Raw genomic sequence first — 14,420 nt, forward strand, 5'->3', positions numbered from 1 at the left:
CTCACCCCTTAATCAATCTCGTTGGGATCAAGAGCGCCAGGGATGTTTTTAATCTCTTCCCAGCGTTCTCCCTGCAGGCGATAACCTGTTGCCGGACCGGCATAGTCATTGACGTCATTAACCGCAGAGAGCACTTGTCCGTCGCCGACGATAATGGCGGAGGTGTGCAAATAGTCGCCGGTTAGCTTGGCTTTCTGGATGTTGAGCATGTCCTGGGCCACGTCGGTAAACCCGCCCTGCGCCAGCGCTTTCACAACTTCCAGACCGTTGCGGTTTTTATTGATGATTTCCTGGGCGAACTTGATGTCTTCGACGATGTTACGCTCCGGCATATCTTTCGAACCGTGGGCATAGGTCGCGGCTTCAACTTCTTCATCGGTAATCGGCGGCAGTCCCATTCCGGCAAACACGGCCTGCAGCGCGCGGGCGGCTTTGTTACGGATGGCGATAACGTCCTCTTCGCGAACCGGGCGCAGACCACCGTCCACTTTCAGGTCACGCTGGATAACGTTGTAGTCGTCAAAGTCTTCCGCATCTTCGTTGGAACCGGCGAACATGTTGTCGTAGTTCGGCACCGCGGAATAACCAGAGGAGATAAAGTCGGTACCCGGCAGGAACTGCATCAGCAGGCGCGCGGTACGACGCATATCGGAGTGGGTGAAGGTCTGGTCGTTACTGGAGGCGCATTCCAGATCCAGCGAAGAGCAGATCAGGTTTTCCGCCAGCACGGCACGAATGCCTGACGGCACGGCAGACGGTACGCCGATGCAGCTTACGGAGCCGTTTTGCAGCCCCTGAACGCCCGCGGCTTTGGTGATATAGATGCAGCGCGCTTCCAGATACAGCATGGATTTGCCTTCGGCGTAGCCCATCTGCACTTCGGAGCCGGAGCCGGAGGTGAAGCGCATTTTCAGGCCGCGAGAGGCGTAGGAAGAGGCTAAGAAGCCCTTCGACCATGGGGTATCGTCACCGTCGGTGAAGACCGGCTCGGTGCCGTAAACGGAGATGGTTTCGGCGTAGCAGGTGTGGCCCAGCATGCCGAGCTTCAGCTCGGTGGCTTCTTCCAGCGAGCATTGAGTCAGTACCCCCGGACGACCTACCTGAGAACCAACCAGCAGCGCGATGGCGTTGAACGGCGCATAGCGCGCTACCGCAACCGTCGTCTCTTGTTCGTCAAACCCGCGCCATGCGCCTTCGGCGGCATCGGCGGCAATTTGCACCGGGTTGTCTTTAACGTTGGTGACGTGCGCCTGTTGAGATGGAGTACGGCGGGCGCGCATTTTCTGCATCGCCATCATCATCTCAACCACGTTCATATGCGAAACCACTTCGACAATTTTCGCTGGGGTCATCGCGGTGGTTAGCGGAACGATTTCGCTGCGCTTGACGTTCGGATCGCACAGCATGTTAGCCAGCTTGACCGAATCCATCGCCATCACTTCTTCGGCGCGGTTCAGGTTGATGCCGTAGCGGGCGATAAAGTGGTCGATCAGGTCGAATTCGCTAACCGGTTTTCCGTCCAGCTCGGTTACCGCGCCGTTAACGATTTTTATCGACGGTTTTGGGTCGTTCGGGCTTTCCATCGCGATAAAGCCTTCTTCGATCCACTCCTTAACAAAGCCGTCCTGATTCACAGGGCGTTTCGCCAGTGCTTCAAATCTTTTCGATCTCATGAATCAGCCTCGTGGGTATCAGATGTAGGACGGGCGATCGTTTTTCGGTTCAGAACCGAGGGTCGCAAGGACGGTTTTGCCGATTTCGCGGGCGGAGGTCACCGCCTGACGGACCGCGCCGGAGTCGCCGGAAATCACCAGAATAGCTTCGTTACTAAAGCTGGTGCCGTGCGCCGGAGAGCTGTACGCCACGACTTCAACGTTGGCTGACTTCAGCGCGGTATCGGCCATCAGTACGCCGACGGAAGCCGGAGCGCCGACGATAATGCCGCAGGCGCGGCCAATCGGCGCGCCGAACGCTTTTTCCAGCGCATAGCTGGCGCGAGCGGTGTACTGCAGCTCGATATGTCCGGCTTCGTTGCCGTAAACATCACCGAAGGTGCGGTCCAGCTCTTTCAGCGCGACTTCGATACCGCGCTTGACGTCGGACACGTCGTTACCGCCTAAAATAATCAGCGAACCGTGGCCCGCTCCGCCTTTGGTATCGCGCGGCAGCTCAATGCTGACCACTTCGGTATTGGTGGCTTTCACCGCTTCGTCCGCCGCCATAATGTGCGGGCCAGCGCCGGTGCGGGCGCCGAGAATGCCGATGGAACGATAGCGCTTCTCAAGCTTCATCGCGTCCAGCAGGGCGGTATCGACGTTGGCGATAACCAGGCCCAGGGTATCGCCAATGGCGGTCCCGACAAATTCCGTTAAACTGCAGCTTTTTTCTGCCATAGCCGTCTCTCGTATAGGTTGGGGTTGACCAGGGATGGCCTGTTGTTCCGGCGTTGCCACACGGGCAATCACCTGCGCCATGATCTGTTCCACCAGCTCATTGCTGCTCATTGGCTAATTCCCTTCGGTAAGATTTTTTCTACATCGGTGTGAGGGCGTGGGATGACGTGTACGGCTTTCACTTCACCCACGTTGCGTGCGGCTGCGGCACCTGCATCGGTGGCCGCTTTGACCGCGCCAACATCGCCGCGCACGATGACGGTTACCAGCCCAGAGCCAATCTTTTCATAGCCCACTAACATCACATTGGCTGACTTAACCATTGCATCAGCGGCCTCTATGGCTGCGGTTAAGCCTTTGGTTTCTACCATTCCTAGTGCTTCTTGTTGCATAAAGACCTCGCATGGAGTGTTCCGATAGTTGGGACTATAAGAAGATGCGAGGAAAAAGAATGGCTGACTTGCTGTTGAGCATCAGAAAATAATGGGAAAGCAATATGACTAAATTGTCTTTTGCTTTTATAACTTATTGATAAATTACATTTAATTTATTATTCTCTATATGATTATTTTGTTTTTATTATTTCATTTTTACATTTTTGTTAGTGACGAGAGTATTTTTATTTGATATGGCGAAAGACGCAAAATGTGATGCTTATTCGAAATTGATAAGTTGGCTTGTGCAATATTTTATTATTTTCACAGGCGTATTTTATAGCTCGAATCTCCCGTATGATGGGCTGCTAAAAATATCGGAAAAGCAAAATTTTGCTATCGCAACACGATTTTTCCGGGAGACAGGTTCGCAGGTTGCCAACAATTTACAGGCGGCACTTTTTATAGTGAGGTTAGCTGTACTCTACCGCCAGCCGAAACTTGCGCTGGCCAGGACACGAACTTTGCTCAGAAGGTGTCACATGAATGATTCTCTAAAGGCGCAATGTGGTGCGGAATTTTTAGGCACCGGACTCTTTTTGTTTTTTGGTATCGGTTGTTTGAGCGCGCTCAAAGTCGCAGGCGCCAGCCTCGGATTATGGGAGATTTGCATTATTTGGGGGCTTGGAATTTCACTGGCCGTTTACCTTACTGCCGGAATCTCCGGCGGACATCTTAACCCTGCGGTGACGATTGCGCTGTGGCTGTTTGCCTGCTTCCCCAAACAGAAAGTATTGCCTTATATTATTGCCCAGTTTGCCGGCGCTTTTGGCGGCGCTCTGCTGGCGTATGTGCTTTATAGTAGCCTTTTTACTGAATTTGAGACTGCGCATCATATGGTGCGCGGTAGCGTCGAAAGTTTGCAATTAGCCAGCATTTTCAGTACCTATCCGGCCGCAGCGCTAAATGTATGGCAGGCTGCGTTGGTGGAAGTGGTCATTACGTCGATTCTGATGGGCATGATCATGGCATTGACGGATGATGGCAATGGCATTCCTAAAGGGCCGCTTGCGCCTTTGCTTATTGGGATACTGGTTGCCGTTATCGGCGCGTCTACTGGACCCCTTACCGGTTTTGCAATGAACCCGGCGCGTGATTTCGGTCCCAAACTGTTCACATGGTTAGCGGGGTGGGGGAACATGGCGATGAGCGGTGGGCGAGAGATCCCTTATTTTATCGTGCCGATTGTCGCGCCTGTTATCGGCGCCTGTGCCGGAGCAGCCATATATCGCTATTTTATTGGTAAGAATTTACCTTGTAACCGCTGTGAACTGTAAGGAAATGCGAACCAGATTCACAGCAATGATGTATCGTAAAAACAGGTGAGATAATTTCGTGATCTGCTTTCACGAACTGATCAAAACGTCTCCCAGCAATGGGAGACTTTTGATATTGTCATTGTACTTTTTATCAGGGCCAGGATAATGGTAATAAAAAGTGAATGTAAATAATGTGTTTTGTTTATAACAATAAATTAACTGAGGGGTTTTATCATGATTTCTGCGAGCGCTCTGAACTCAGAACTCATTAATAAAATCGCACAGGATTTTGCACAAGCCACCGGTCTGGCGGTTGTGGTTGTCAATATTCATGGTGATGAAATATCTGAGCTATTCAATTTCACGCCGTTTTGTCAGTTGATGCGGCAGCATCCCCAGCATAGTACACGTTGTCGTATGAGCGATCGCTGCGGGGGACTGGAGGCATCGAAGTCCGATCAACCCTGTATTTATCGTTGTCATGCCGGTCTAACGGATTTTTCTATTCCGCTGGTAATCGCAGGGCATTTAGTTGGCTTTGTTTTATGCGGGCAGGTTCGTTTAAGTAATGACGTGGAGCTGGTAAACATTCTTAATGTTGACGATCGCTGGCAGGCTGACCCTGAGCTCTTGAATGAATTTCGGAATGTGCCAGAGATGGACTATTCACGCGTTATCGCTTCCGCCGATCTTCTTAAACTGATTGTTGAGAATTGCCTGAAAAAACAGCTCAATTTCGTGGTTATCAAAGACAATCCGCAGCAATCGGAGGCAAATAAAACCACTCGTGGTCCCACTCCGCATGACAGTAAAATGAAAAAAGCGCTTCGCTATATTGATGCGCATTTGTCCGACGATCTTCGTCTTGAGGATGTCGCCTCACATGTCTATCTCAGCCCCTATTACTTCAGTAAGCTATTCAAGAAATATCAGGGAATCGGATTTAATGCGTGGGTAAACCGCCAGAGAATGGTTAGCGCCAGAGAATTGCTTTGCCATAGTGACTGGAGTATTGCCAGTATTGCGCGTAATTTAGGCTTTTCGCAAACCAGCTATTTTTGCAAAGTCTTCCGCCAGACCTATCAGGTTACGCCGCAGGCTTATCGCCAGCAGATAAATGAGAATTCTCATCCTCCATCGTTATGAATAGCAATATTTTGCTATTGCCGATTTTTGATAGTCTTTTGTATCTTAATCATTTCAGAAAGAAAATTTATCTGGTGTAACAATAAATTGTCATAGCGCAACAAAATAATAAAATTTAGGGCATAAACTGCACCAGTTTTTATTTTTGTGATGAAGTACAGTGTCAGGAAAGATAAGTTTTATTACGCTTTGTCGATACGTTTTATCGTCAATATACCGATAAGGATGAGTAGATTAACGTCAGATGAGCAACCGCTCAGGCTATTGCTCACAGAAATGTAAAACGTAGCACATTATTAATTGCCGTTATGGGTGTGCCGTACAGCCATAACGTAAACCAACAGGTTTGCCACATTTGTGGTAGGGAAGGGGGTGAAAATCCCCCGCAGCCCCCGCTGCTGTGATGCTGACGACCCCGTAAAGACCACTGATCGCAAGATTGGGAAGGACGGGCGAGGAGGACGCTAAGCCAGAAGACCTGCCTGTCGGTGATAACCAACAACTTCGGTGGGAAGTGGGTTGCGAAGACGCGTACAGTCGAAAGACTGAACATGCGCGTACCTGTATACCCCTACCACCCTGAACAGGATCAGGGTAATGGCGGCAAGGCATCACGCATTTATTCTTGCAGGCACAGGAAGCGGTTGCGGCAAAACCACGGTGACGCTTGGTTTGTTGAGGCTGCTGCAAAAACGCGCGCTGCGCGTACAGCCGTTTAAAGTTGGGCCAGATTACCTTGATACCGGCTGGCATACCGCTATCTGTGGCGTGGCGTCCCGTAATCTTGACAGTTTCATGCTTCCTCCTCCTGTTCTCAACGCCTTATTTTGCGAACAAATGCGGCAGGCGGATATCGCTGTCATTGAAGGCGTCATGGGGCTGTATGACGGCTATGGCGTCGACCCCAATTATTGCAGCACAGCCGCGATGGCCAAACAGCTTGGTTGCCCGGTCATCCTACTGGTGGACGGCAAGGCTGTTTCAACGTCGCTTGCGGCTACCGTTATGGGATTTCAGCACTTCGACCCGACCCTCAACCTCGCGGGCGTGATTGTGAATCGCGTCACTAGCGACGCCCACTATCAGCTCCTCAAAAATGCCATTGAACATTATTGCTCACTGCCGGTACTGGGGTATGTCCCTCCTTGCGACGGCGTCGCATTACCTGAACGCCACCTGGGGTTGATTACCGCCAGAGAATCCCTCGTCAATCAGCAAGCATGGCATGATTTTGCCGCCACGCTGGAACAAACAGTGGATGTGGATGCGCTGCTCTCGCTGAGCGTGTTATCAGCGCTTCCGACGGGAATGTGGCCTGAGCGCCCCGATAACACAGCAGGGGCAGGGCTGACGCTTGCTCTGGCGGATGATGAGGCCTTTAACTTTTATTATCCCGATAACATCGATTTGCTGGAGCGTGCCGGCGTTAACATTGTGCGTTTTAGCCCACTGCATGACCGCGCATTGCCTGATTGTCAGATGATCTGGCTGGGCGGTGGATATCCTGAATTATACGCCGCGGATCTGGCGGCAAATACGGTGATGTTAAAACATTTGCGGGCGGCGCATCAGCGCGGCGTGGCGATTTACGCGGAGTGTGGTGGTCTGATGTATCTGGGGAGCACTCTGGAGGATAGCGGTGGGGAAATTCATCAGATGGCGAATATTATCCCCGGTCACAGCAAAATGGGTAAGCGACTTACCCGCTTTGGTTACTGTGAGGCGCAGGCTATGCAGCCAACGCTATTGGCGGCGCCTGGCGAGATAGTGCGCGGCCATGAATTTCACTACTCAGATTTTATTCCCGAAACACCCGCCGTTATGGCCTGTCGTAAGGTTCGCGATGGCCGCGTGTTACAGGAATGGACTGGCGGCTGGCAGACAGGCAACACGTTTGCCAGCTATCTGCACGTCCATTTCGCCCAGCGTCCGGAAATGTTGCAGCACTGGCTGGCGGCGGCGAGGCGCGTATTATGATGATTCTTGCCTGGTGTATCGCCTGGGTGCTGGATTTTATCATCGGCGACCCTCAACACTGGCCCCATCCGGTACGCTGGATAGGTCGTTTAATCACGTTTGTGCAGCGTATTGTTCGTCGCTATTGTCCCGGCGATAAAGCGCTGCGGATTGGCGGCGGCGTAATGTGGGTTGTGGTTGTCGGGGCGACCTGGGGCGTGGCATGGGGCGTACTGGCGCTGGCGCAGCGGATTCACCCTTGGTTTGGCTGGAGCGTCGAAGTCTGGATGATCTTTACCACGCTGGCCGGACGCTCTCTGGCCCGCGCCGCGCAGGAGGTTGAACGACCGTTGCGGGAGAACGACCTTGCGGAAAGCCGAATAAAACTCTCCTGGATCGTCGGGCGCGATACGTCGCAACTTCAGCCAGCGCAGATCAATCGCGCCGTGGTGGAAACGGTTGCAGAAAACACCGTTGACGGCATTATCGCGCCGCTCTTTTTCCTCTTTCTCGGCGGCGCGCCGCTGGCGATGGCCTACAAAGCCGTCAATACCCTGGATTCAATGGTGGGCTACAAACATGAAAAATACCGGGCGATTGGTATGGTCAGCGCCCGTATGGACGACGTAGCGAACTATCTTCCTGCCCGACTGAGCTGGCTGTTGCTGGGCATTGCGGCAGGACTGTGTCGCCTGAGTGGTTGGCGGGCGCTGCGTATTGGCTGGCGTGACCGTTATAACCACAGTAGCCCAAATTGCGCCTGGTCGGAAGCGTGTGTGGCCGGCGCCTTAGGAATCCAGCTCGGTGGCCCAAATAACTACTTTGGCGAGCGTGTGGACAAGCCCTGGATAGGCGACGCGCAGCGCGATATTTCCGTGGACGATATTTCCCGAACGATTCGATTGATGTGGGTCGCTTCAACCCTGGCGCTGGCGCTGTTTATTGCGGCGCGGTGCGGGTTATCTGGCGTGGCCTGAGGACGACAGTATGCATTATATCCAGCAGCCCCAAACCATTGAGGCCAACAGTTTCACCATTATTAGCGACATTATTCGCGAAACGCGTCCTGATTACCGTTTCGCCAGTCCGCTCCATGAGGCCATTATCAAGCGGGTTATTCATACCACCGCCGATTTCGACTGGCTGGACATTTTGTGGTTCTCTGCCGATGCGCTGGAACAGCTTTGTGATGCGCTACGTCAACCTGGCATTATTTATACCGATACCACGATGGCGCTGTCCGGCATTAATAAAAGATTACTGGCGACGTTTGGCGGCGAGTGTCGCTGTTATATCAGCGATCCGCGCGTGGTGCGCGCTGCAAAAACGCAGGGGATTACCCGCTCAATGGCCGCCGTCGATATCGCTATCGCCGAGGAGGAGAAAAACAAGCTCTTTGTTTTCGGTAATGCGCCGACGGCCCTGTTCCGTTTGCTTGAACATAACGTGACGGTGAGCGGCGTGGTGGGCGTACCGGTAGGCTTTGTCGGCGCGGCGGAGTCCAAAGAGGCGCTCACCCATAGCCATTTCCCCGCGGTTGCCGCGTTAGGGCGTAAAGGCGGCAGTAACGTGGCTGCCGCTATCGTCAATGCGCTGCTCTATCACCTCCGGGAGGCCTGATGAGCGAGCTTTCTTTTGACGCGCCGGTCTGGCGCCACGGTAAAGCGTTACGTAAAGGATATACCACCGGTTCCTGCGCGACGGCGGCGGCAAAAGTCGCCGCGCTGATGGTATTGCGTCAACATCTGATTCATCAGGTCTCCATCGTCACGCCGTCGGGCGTCACGCTATGCCTGAACGTGGAGTCGCCGCACATTGAAGGCCAGCAGGCGATAGCCGCAATTCGTAAAGATGGCGGCGATGATGTGGATGCCACGCACGGAATGCTGATTTTTGCCCGCGTTACGCTCAACGACAGCGGTGAGATTACGCTCACTGGCGGCGAAGGTATTGGTACGGTAACGCGTAAAGGGGTTGGACTACCGCTCGGGAGCGCTGCCATCAATCGTACGCCGCGTCATACCATTGAATCTGCGGTGCGCGAAGCGATAGGCCCAGCGCGTGGGGCCGATGTGGAGATTTTTGCCCCGGAAGGCGAAGCGCGGGCGCAAAAAACGTATAACTCGCGGCTTGGCATTCTTGGCGGCATTTCCATTATTGGCACTACCGGCATTGTGACACCGATGTCGGAAGAAAGCTGGAAACGCTCGCTATCGCTGGAACTGGAGATCAAACGGGCGTCAGGATTAACGCGGGTGATACTCGTGCCGGGCAACCACGGCGAACGGTTTGTTCGCGAACAAATGGGCGTCGACACACAGGCGGTCGTCACCATGAGCAATTTTGTCGGCTACATGATTGAAGAGGCGGTACGGCTGGGATTTTGCCAGATAGTGCTGGTGGGGCATCCTGGAAAACTGATCAAAATCGCCGCCGGGATCTTTCATACCCATAGCCATATTGCCGATGCGCGCATGGAAACGCTGGTCGCGCATTTAGCTTTACTGGGCGCGCCGCTGGAGTTACTCACCCTGGTCGGCGATTGCGATACCACTGAAGCGGCAATGGAGCACATTGAAGCATATGGCTTCGGGCATATCTATAACCATCTTGCCAGGCGTATTTGTTTGCGAGTCATGCAGATGCTGCGTTTTACCAAAACGCCGCCTGTCTGCGACGCCATCCTGTTTTCTTTTGATAACCATATTCTCGGCAGTAATCGTCCCGTCGACGAGATTGCTAAGGAGCTGCAATGCTAACGGTCGTGGGAATGGGGCCCGCTGGACGGCATTTGATGACGCCTGCGGCGCTGGAAGCGATAGACCACGCCGATGCGCTGGCAGGCGGTAAACGGCATTTGGCGCAGTTTCCGGCGTTTGGCGGCGAACGATTTACGCTGGGCGCGGATATTGGCGCGTTGTTGTCATGGATTGCCGCCCGTCGGGATAAAGGGATCGTGGTGCTGGCCTCCGGCGATCCGCTGTTTTATGGCATCGGTACACGCCTGGTGGCGCATTTTGGTATCGAACAGGTTCGTATTATCCCTGGCATCAGCGCCGTACAGTATCTGTGCGCACAGGCTGGAATTGATATGAATGACATGTGGTTGACCAGTAGCCACGGTCGTTGCGTCAGCTTCGAGCAGTTAGCGAACCATCGCAAAGTGGCGATGGTCACGGATGCACGCTGCGGGCCGCGAGAAATCGCGCGGGAACTGGTCGCGCGCGGTAAAGGGCATCGCTTAATGGTGATTGGTGAAAATCTGGCGATGGAAAATGAGCGGATCCACTGGCTACCCGTCAGTGCGGTCAACGCCGACTATGAAATGAATGCAGTGGTGATCCTGGATGAAAGATGAGCTTTTTCTGCGCGGCGAGAACGTGCCAATGACCAAAGAGGCGGTACGGGCGCTGGCACTGTCGAAACTTGAGCTCCACCGCGCCAGTCACCTGATTGACGTCGGGGCGGGAACGGGAAGCGTCTCAATTGAAGCGGCGCTGCAATTTCCTTCGTTGCAGGTGACGGCTATCGAGCGTAATCCTGCCGCGCTACGGCTGCTTGATGAGAATCGTCAGCGCTTTGCCTGCGGCAATATCGATATTCTCCCCGGCGAAGCGCCAATGACCATAACCGGGAAAGCCGATGCGGTGTTTATGGGCGGCAGCGGCGGACATCTGACGGCGCTGATTGACTGGGCGATGGGCCATCTGCATCCCGGTGGCCGTCTGGTGATGACCTTTATCTTGCAGGAAAACCTTCATAGCGCGCTGGCGCATCTTGCGCACATCGGCGCATGTCGAATGGACTGTGTACAGCTTCAGCTTTCATCGTTAACGCCGCTGGGGGCGGGGCACTATTTCAAACCGAACAATCCTGTTTTTGTTATCGCCTGTCAGAAGGAAGAAAACCATGTCAGAGACATTTGATCCACGCTGTGTATGGTTCGTCGGCGCCGGGCCGGGCGATCGCGAGCTGATCACGCTTAAAGGCTACCGCCTGCTGCAACAGGCGCAGGTAGTTATCTATGCCGGTTCGCTGATCAATACCGAACTGCTGGATTACTGCCCCGCGCAGGCAGAACGCTACGACAGCGCCGAACTGCATCTTGAGCAGATTATCGAGCTGATGGCGGCGGGCGTGAAAGCGGGAAAAACGGTGGTGCGTTTGCAAACGGGCGATGTCTCGCTGTACGGCTCCGTACGTGAGCAAGGCGAGGAGTTAACTCGCCGTGGTATCGACTGGCAGGTAGTGCCTGGCGTCAGCGCGTTTCTCGGCGCTGCGGCGGAGCTGGGTGTGGAATATACCGTACCGGAGGTATCGCAGAGTCTCATTATTACCCGTCTGGAAGGGCGTACGCCAGTACCGGCGCGCGAACAACTGGAGGCGTTCGCCAGTCACCAGACGTCGATGGCGATTTATCTCTCCGTTCAGCGTATTCACCGAGTGGCGGAACGTCTCATTGCCGGCGGTTATCCGGCAACTACGCCTGTCGCGGTCATTTATAAGGCTACCTGGCCGGAAAGCCAGACCGTTCGCGGCACGTTAGCGGATATTAGCGACAAAGTACGTGATGCTGGCATCCGTAAGACGGCGCTAATCCTGGTCGGGAATTTTCTGGGTAAGGAGTATCACTACTCAAGACTTTATGCAGCGGACTTTAGCCATGAATACCGTAAAGCCTGAATCCATTGCGTTGTTTTGCCTGACGCCCGGCGGCGTGGCGCTGGCAAAGAGACTCGCCGCGATGCTGCCGTTAACCTGCTTTACCAGTGAAAAACTGCGGGAAGAGGGATTTATTCCCTTCGATGGCGGATTCGCTAATACCGCCCGGCAGGCTTTTACCACTTATACCGCGCTTATTTTTATCGGCGCGACCGGCATTGCCGTTCGTGTCCTGGCGCCGTTAGTGAACGACAAGTTCAGCGATCCGGCGGTGGTCGTCATTGATGAACGTGGTCAGCATGTCATTAGCCTGCTTTCCGGTCATGCGGGCGGGGCCAATGCCTTGACGCGCTACCTGGCAGGAATGTTAGGCGCCGATCCGGTGATTACCACGGCAACGGATGTCAATGAGATGTCCGCGTTGGACACCTTAGCTTTCCAGCTTAACGCCCGCATGTCCGATCTTCGAACGGCGGTAAAAACCGTTAACCAGATGTTGGTCAGTCATCAACGTGTGGGGTTATGGTGGGATGCCGAACTAACGGAAGAGATCGGCCAGTGCGATATTCGCGGTTTTATCCCTGTTGATGATTTGCAGCGATTGCCTGAACTGGATGCGCTTATCTGCGTCTCTTTGCGTAATGACCTTCCTGAGCTTCCCGTACTGCACTGGAAACTGGTGCCCCAGCGTGTGGTGGCGGGAATTGGCTGTCGCCGCGATACGCCATTTCCCCTGTTAGCGACATTACTGGCGCGTCAGCTTGAAGCGCAGAAACTCGATCCGCTGGCGTTAAAAGCGATTGGCAGCGTCACGCTCAAAAAAGGGGAGCCGGGGCTTATTCAGCTCGCCTCCTGCTGCCGCGTGCCTTTTAAAACCTTTACCGCCGAAGCGTTGCGTGAATTCGAACACCATTTTCCCGGTTCTGGCTTCGTCAGAAAAACGGTGGGCGTTGGCAGCGTATCCGGCCCGGCAGCGTGGTTATTAAGCCAGGGACAATTGTTAGGCGAGACCCTGCGAGAACAGGGCGTCACTATTACTTTAGGAGTTGCACACTGATGTTGAGCGTAATTGGTATTGGCCCCGGTTCGCAGGCAATGATGACGATGGAGGCGATTGAGGCGCTTCAGGCGGCGGAAATCGTCGTGGGTTACAAAACCTATACCCATCTGGTTAAAGCATTCACTGGCGACAAACAGGTGATCAAGACCGGCATGTGTAAGGAAATTGAACGCTGCCAGGCGGCTATTGAACTGGCGCAGGCCGGGCATAACGTCGCGCTCATCAGCAGCGGCGACGCCGGTATTTACGGCATGGCGGGTCTGGTGCTGGAACTGGTCGGCAAGCAAAAACTGGACGTCGAGGTGCGGCTCATTCCTGGCATGACCGCCAGCATCGCCGCCGCCTCTTTATTGGGCGCGCCGCTGATGCATGACTTCTGCCATATCAGCCTCAGCGACCTGCTGACCCCGTGGCCGGTTATTGAAAAACGCATCGTTGCCGCCGGAGAGGCAGACTTTGTTATCTGTTTTTACAACCCGCGCAGCCGCGGGCGCGAAGGGCATCTGGCGCGCGCGTTTGACCTGCTTGCCGCCAGTAAAAGCGCGCAGACGCCGGTTGGCGTGGTGAAATCCGCCGGACGTAAAAAAGAGGAAAAATGGCTGACTACGCTCGGCGATATGGATTTTGAACCGGTAGATATGACCAGTCTGGTCATCGTCGGTAATAAAACGACCTATGTTCAGGATGGGCTGATGATAACGCCGCGAGGTTACACGCTGTGAGTGAGGGGGAGGTGCTGGTGGTGGGCGGCACCAGCGATGCGCGCGCGTTATGCCGACAACTGGATGCGGCGAACGTCGCGTACACCTTATCCGTGGCGACGCCAGCCGGAAAAGCGCTGGCTGGCGACATTAAAGGGCAGGTGCGCTGTGGTCGTCTGGAGTACGGGCAGATGGTCGCCTGGCTAAAAGAAAACCGTACTCGCTGGGTAATAGATGCATCGCATCCTTATGCAGAAATGGTCAGCCATAACCTCCTTCGCGCCTGTGAAACGGCGGGCGTGTTGTTAAGTCGTTATCAGCGTCCGGAGCAGCTTAGCAATCTGACGCATCCGCTTCTCTATACGGCGCGCAGTATTGCCGATGCCTGCGAGATAGCGAGGCGTTTTGGTCCGCGCGTGTTACTGACGACCGGCAGTAAAGATCTGGCCGTCTGGCGTGCCGGGCTGGCGGAAAAAACGTTGCTGGCGCGCGTACTGCCCGTGGCGGAGGTGATTCAACGCTGCAGCGAACTGGGGTTCGGCGTTGGAGAAATTTTCGCACTGTGTGGGCCGTTCAGCGCTGATTTTAACGCCGCGTTTTACCACCAGTGCCGGGCCGACGTAGTCATTACCAAAGCGTCCGGCGCGGAGGGGGGATATCAGGAAAAAGTTCAGCCCTGTCTGGATGCGGGCATTCCCTGCATCGTTATTGCGCGCCCGACGCCGCTTGTGACGGGTGATGAGTTACTGGAAAGCCAGGCCGCCTTTGCGCAGCGTTTATCGCGCTGGCTGGCCGCAGCTAAGGAGTAA

At 54.4% G+C, this 14,420-nt stretch carries 15 protein-coding genes and 1 riboswitch; of the genes, 12 read left to right on the plus strand and 3 right to left on the minus strand.

The features are described 5' to 3' along the window. Positions 1-8 precede the first annotated feature (8 nt). The 3 genes from pduC to pduA are packed head-to-tail and all read right to left on the minus strand — an operon-like array spanning position 9 to position 2,785. Positions 9-1,673 carry a propanediol dehydratase large subunit PduC gene (gene pduC / locus J4728_RS06865; protein ID WP_001256896.1) on the minus strand — a complete coding sequence of 555 codons (1,665 nt, stop codon included), beginning with the start codon at positions 1,671-1,673 and terminating at the stop codon, positions 9-11. 18 nt (positions 1,674-1,691) lie between these two features. Further along, on the minus strand, positions 1,692-2,504 hold the full coding sequence (gene pduB / locus J4728_RS06870; RefSeq protein ID WP_000097497.1) for a propanediol utilization microcompartment protein PduB: 813 nt from the start codon (positions 2,502-2,504) through the stop codon (positions 1,692-1,694). Continuing rightward, positions 2,501-2,785, minus strand: coding sequence for a propanediol utilization microcompartment protein PduA (gene pduA / locus J4728_RS06875; RefSeq protein ID WP_001183618.1), 285 nt, complete (start codon positions 2,783-2,785; stop codon positions 2,501-2,503). The genes pduB and pduA overlap by 4 nt, the downstream gene beginning before the upstream one ends. 524 nt (positions 2,786-3,309) lie before the next feature. On the opposite strand from pduA, the gene pduF reads away from it, so the two are divergent. The 12 genes from pduF (at position 3,310) to J4728_RS06935 (ending at position 14,420) form a co-directional block, all read left to right on the plus strand. Further along, positions 3,310-4,104 (plus strand): propanediol diffusion facilitator PduF, encoded by a 795-nt coding sequence (gene pduF, locus J4728_RS06880; RefSeq protein WP_001000023.1) that lies wholly within the window; start codon positions 3,310-3,312, stop codon positions 4,102-4,104. A 216-nt stretch (positions 4,105-4,320) separates the two neighbouring features. Further along, complete coding sequence (gene pocR, locus J4728_RS06885) at positions 4,321-5,232, plus strand: transcriptional regulator PocR (RefSeq protein ID WP_000622326.1); 912 nt, start codon at positions 4,321-4,323, stop codon at positions 5,230-5,232. 325 nt (positions 5,233-5,557) lie between these two features. Continuing rightward, positions 5,558-5,733: riboswitch (cobalamin riboswitch) on the plus strand. 96 nt (positions 5,734-5,829) lie between these two features. Next, positions 5,830-7,209, plus strand: a complete 1,380-nt coding sequence (locus J4728_RS06890) for a cobyrinate a,c-diamide synthase (RefSeq protein WP_208211478.1) — start codon at positions 5,830-5,832, stop codon at positions 7,207-7,209. Beyond that, a complete protein-coding gene (cbiB, locus tag J4728_RS06895; RefSeq protein WP_208211479.1) occupies positions 7,206-8,165 on the plus strand; it encodes an adenosylcobinamide-phosphate synthase CbiB in 960 nt (319 codons plus the stop codon). Before J4728_RS06890 ends, cbiB begins: the two co-directional genes overlap by 4 nt. A 10-nt stretch (positions 8,166-8,175) precedes the next feature. Next, positions 8,176-8,808 carry a cobalt-precorrin-8 methylmutase gene (locus tag J4728_RS06900; protein ID WP_000558995.1) on the plus strand — a complete coding sequence of 211 codons (633 nt, stop codon included), beginning with the start codon at positions 8,176-8,178 and terminating at the stop codon, positions 8,806-8,808. Continuing rightward, a complete protein-coding gene (cbiD, locus tag J4728_RS06905; RefSeq protein WP_001808101.1) occupies positions 8,808-9,947 on the plus strand; it encodes a cobalt-precorrin-5B (C(1))-methyltransferase CbiD in 1,140 nt (379 codons plus the stop codon). The genes J4728_RS06900 and cbiD overlap by 1 nt, the downstream gene beginning before the upstream one ends. Further along, the gene (locus tag J4728_RS06910) at positions 9,941-10,546 is read left to right on the plus strand and encodes a cobalt-precorrin-7 (C(5))-methyltransferase (protein ID WP_000958833.1); all 606 of its coding nucleotides are present in this window, start codon (positions 9,941-9,943) and stop codon (positions 10,544-10,546) included. The genes cbiD and J4728_RS06910 overlap by 7 nt, the downstream gene beginning before the upstream one ends. Next, positions 10,536-11,114 (plus strand): decarboxylating cobalt-precorrin-6B (C(15))-methyltransferase, encoded by a 579-nt coding sequence (locus tag J4728_RS06915; protein ID WP_000650985.1) that lies wholly within the window; start codon positions 10,536-10,538, stop codon positions 11,112-11,114. The genes J4728_RS06910 and J4728_RS06915 overlap by 11 nt, the downstream gene beginning before the upstream one ends. Then, positions 11,098-11,871, plus strand: coding sequence for a cobalt-precorrin-4 methyltransferase (locus J4728_RS06920; RefSeq protein WP_000004870.1), 774 nt, complete (start codon positions 11,098-11,100; stop codon positions 11,869-11,871). The genes J4728_RS06915 and J4728_RS06920 overlap by 17 nt, the downstream gene beginning before the upstream one ends. Further along, the gene (gene cbiG, locus J4728_RS06925; protein WP_001098912.1) at positions 11,852-12,907 is read left to right on the plus strand and encodes a cobalt-precorrin 5A hydrolase; all 1,056 of its coding nucleotides are present in this window, start codon (positions 11,852-11,854) and stop codon (positions 12,905-12,907) included. Before J4728_RS06920 ends, cbiG begins: the two co-directional genes overlap by 20 nt. Beyond that, positions 12,907-13,632, plus strand: a complete 726-nt coding sequence (locus J4728_RS06930; protein WP_000953637.1) for a precorrin-3B C(17)-methyltransferase — start codon at positions 12,907-12,909, stop codon at positions 13,630-13,632. Before cbiG ends, J4728_RS06930 begins: the two co-directional genes overlap by 1 nt. Beyond that, a complete protein-coding gene (locus J4728_RS06935; RefSeq protein WP_001288966.1) occupies positions 13,629-14,420 on the plus strand; it encodes a cobalt-precorrin-6A reductase in 792 nt (263 codons plus the stop codon). Before J4728_RS06930 ends, J4728_RS06935 begins: the two co-directional genes overlap by 4 nt.

The sequence above is a fragment of the Salmonella sp. 32070601201500089SM genome (assembly GCF_017573605.1).
Classification (GTDB): domain Bacteria; phylum Pseudomonadota; class Gammaproteobacteria; order Enterobacterales; family Enterobacteriaceae; genus Salmonella; species Salmonella enterica.